General features: G+C 49.4%; 2 protein-coding genes. Both read right to left on the bottom strand.

Going from position 1 to position 3,479, the window contains the following annotated elements:
* Positions 1 to 77: 77 nt before the first annotated feature.
* Complete coding sequence (locus tag FH603_RS27735) at positions 78 to 614, bottom strand: tetratricopeptide repeat protein (protein ID WP_186742537.1); 537 nt, start codon at positions 612 to 614, stop codon at positions 78 to 80.
* Between the two features lie 145 nt (positions 615 to 759).
* The gene (locus tag FH603_RS27730; RefSeq protein ID WP_186742535.1) at positions 760 to 3,036 is read right to left on the bottom strand and encodes a beta strand repeat-containing protein; all 2,277 of its coding nucleotides are present in this window, start codon (positions 3,034 to 3,036) and stop codon (positions 760 to 762) included.
* Positions 3,037 to 3,479: the final 443 nt, after the last annotated feature.

The raw sequence follows: 3,479 nt of genomic DNA, 5'->3' as shown, positions 1-3,479 counted from the left end.
TTACGAACCCACAAGGTCACATTGTACGAATCAGCGATAGGAATCTGCGCGGGTTTATGGAACTTCTATTTAGTTAACTAGCTCATAGTCACCATCACAACAAGTCTACTGATTACCCGATCGGTGGTTTGCAGGCACTCATTCAGCCGCTTCAACCCCAGTTGTAGCTGCATCAATTCGACACCCACCATCCGGTTTTTTGTTTTGGTGAACAACTGCCCGTATAAATCTGCCGATTCAACTGCCTGCCCCAGTTGCCGTAGCGATGCGGCTTTCAACTCCATCAATACTGTCTTATCCGGCTTTTTAGCCAGCAGTAGGGTACACAGCGTATTACACACCGCGTAATTGCGGGCATCGAAATAGAGTAGAGCCAGCGTATCGGTATAGGATGCGTATTTTTCTTTGTCAGCAATAAGCAGTTGATGCAGGCTCATGATGGCCGTATTGACATCGCCCAGCTGACGAGCCTGTTCAAAAACCATCAGATGGGGCGAAGGAGTGGAAACCGGCTTTTCTGTCTGGGCTACTGCGCCCGTAACAAAGCCCCCCATAATCCCTGAAAACAGCGCCAGGGCTGTCAGAACACGTCTCTGTTTACTATTCTGTACCATGTAACCTACTGGTTTTATAGCTAAGCCAATTAGATAAGCTTAATCCGTTTGTTCGTAAAATTTTGCCGGGCCAGCCTGTACTGCCCGTACTGCCTGTTTATGCTATCGTATAAGCAGGCAGTACGGGCAGCGTCAGCTAAACGGTTTAGTTGTTGATAACATACCACTGCGTCCCGTCACTCTGAATCTGTATGGTTTTCAGATAGTTAAGGGTCGTAAACGTGCTTGTGGTAGAATTACGTATGGGGCCGTTAACAAACGTAACTGCGTTGGACGATTCGTCCACCTTTCTAATCGTGAGAACACGCCCGCTGCTGGCGCTAGCCAGTGGAAGCGTCAACGTCAGGCCAGCCGCTGTAGTGTTTACCAGGATCGTATTGTCTGCGTCTATCACCGATGCGCTCGCCGATAAAGACCTGATATTAAGCTTGTTGTTAATCAAATTCAAATCGCTCGTACTTACGTTACCGCTGGCATCTACCGACAGTACGGTTGTATTGGTATTGTCGACGGGCAGACCCTCCAGTCGAACAGTACCTACGGTATGTAGCCTCGCACTAGGCTGATTACTACCAATACCTACGTTACCCGATGTATGTCTTATTGTCATGCGGACAATATTGTTGGGGTCAGTAGGATTAGACGCGTCTCCCTGGTCGGGACCCGGAGACGTAAAAAAGTTAATATCTTTTAATGCACCCGCAATAATGGCTGGGCCTCCTGGCTCAACCGCACTTATGCCCGGACTATTTCCTACATAGCCAAAGAACGCTCCAGCACTACCATTCCGGAAAAGCATACCATAGTTTTCGGTTGGTGCATTTGTTGGTGAATCGATAAGGAGGGCTGCCGGGGACGCGTTATTTGCGGTTCGCCGTAAATTGAGTATCGGGGTAATGGCCGTACCGCTGTTCGCACCGGTCAACAACAACGTGTTGGTACCCTGGGCAATGGTCGTACTCTGGGTCAATGTACCGCCCAGGGCGACCGTGCTGCCCGTGGCGGTCAGACCGTTGGTCGCGGTAATAGCTGCGTTACCCGTAAAGGAGAGTACGCCTGCGGCCAGAGCCAGACCGTTGCCCGTTGTCACGGTGGTTACCGCAATGGGCAGTGTCACGGTGTTGCCCCTCGAGATCGTGAGGTTAGCACCCGAAGCTGTCAGGGTTTGAGCCGGAGCCAGAGTGGCGATTGGCGTAGACGCCAAATTTCCGTTGACATCCGTTGTCACCACCGTTGTGTTGGTGGCGCTGGTGGGCAGACCCTGCAGGCGAACTGTCCCGCTTACGTGCAGGTTGGCACTTGGCGTAAAAGTTGCCGCATCTAAGCCAATCCCGACAAAACCATTGGTTGGTTCGATATAGAAATCGCTTGTAGGGGCACCAAGATTAAGGTTGCGCCCTAAAACTAAACCACTGGCTGTTAACCCTGTCGCAAGTACCACAGCATTACCGGGTATAGATCCGGAAGCCGTACTTTTATTGACTCCAAACCAAGCCCCCTGAAGACCAGGCTTAGAAATCTGCATCATCACAGTACCAGCCGGAAAAGTAGATGAAGCAGTTATACGAAAATCGACAAGGCTGGCTGCGTTTGTTGAGTTCCAGTCGGCAGTTACACTGGCCGGGGTAGTGACCGAAATTTGGTCCCCAACTGTAAGGCTATGGCCAATATTACCGTTCATTATTAAGTTGTTACCCGAGGTATTGATGGTCGTATTCTGAGTCAATGTACCGCCCAGGGCGACCGTGCTGCCGGTGGCGGTCAGACCGTTATTCGCAGTAATAGCTGCGTTACCCGTAAAGGAGAGTACGCCTGCGGTCAGAGCCAGACCGTTGCCCGTTGTCACACTACCAATGGGCAGCGTAACGGCGTTGCCACCCGAAATAGTCAGCGTCTGACCCGAGAGGGACAACGTTTGGTTCGCCGGTATAGCCAGCGTAGCCGGTGCCCAGTTTGTGCCGTTCCACTGCAGTACCTGACTAGTGGTGGGTGCCGTGGAGGCTACAGCTCTGCCCTGCAAGCCAATGACTGTCATAGTATTATTAATCCCTGAAACATCCTGTCCGTAGGCTGAGATCGACGTGCGAACGCCCGTCCAGCCCGTACCATCGTGTACGTAGATTCCGGTACCGCCACCGGGCAAAATCGGATAAGCCGTTGTACCGGTAATACTGGTATTGGTGTTGTACACAGCCATACCGGCCGTAATAGTCCCCGACATCGGCGCTACAGCGGTTGTTGAGGTTAAACTCAACCGGGGCAGCAGCAAGCCCTTATTGGTACTTTCAATCTCCAGTACTGCATTCGCATTAAGTGTAGTGGAGTTGTTACCGACCTTCACCTGTGCCCAGGCTTCGTTTGCCAGCAACATAAGAGGGAGCATACCTAGTCCTACAAGTAAGTAGCGTATTAATTTTGACATATAATTTTTTTTGGTTAAGCAATACTTTTCAACTTTCCTGTTGAATTAGTTACGCCAAAACGTTAACAATCATCGTGCAGCTATTACGTTCGCAGGGTCTTTTTGGTGACAAGGCTGGCTCTTTTGTACACGAAAACCGGGCCTTTTCTTGACACGACTTTTTTTATGGAACCACATAGCTTGACAAAAATTGAGCCATTCTTATTTATTCGGCTCTTTTTTTTTATTGTGTAATCCTCGCGGGCTTTTTATGGGTGTATTACATCCTGTTGGCTACCTCTATCGTTAAACAAAGCCGTATATATTTGTATTTTTTTAACTACTGTTTCTCATTCTTATACTAAATCAAATTCAATAAGTCGTATCTTTGGTTATGGATTACGCTACTAAAATCAGCCAGACCGTTGACGAACTGCAACAGCTTGAAAAACAGCAGACTAATG

It is taken from the genome of Spirosoma utsteinense (assembly GCF_014282275.1).
GTDB lineage: Bacteria > Bacteroidota > Bacteroidia > Cytophagales > Spirosomataceae > Spirosoma > Spirosoma utsteinense.
The sequence above is the reverse complement of the archived record's forward strand: the minus strand, read 5'-3'. Positions and strand labels throughout refer to the sequence as shown.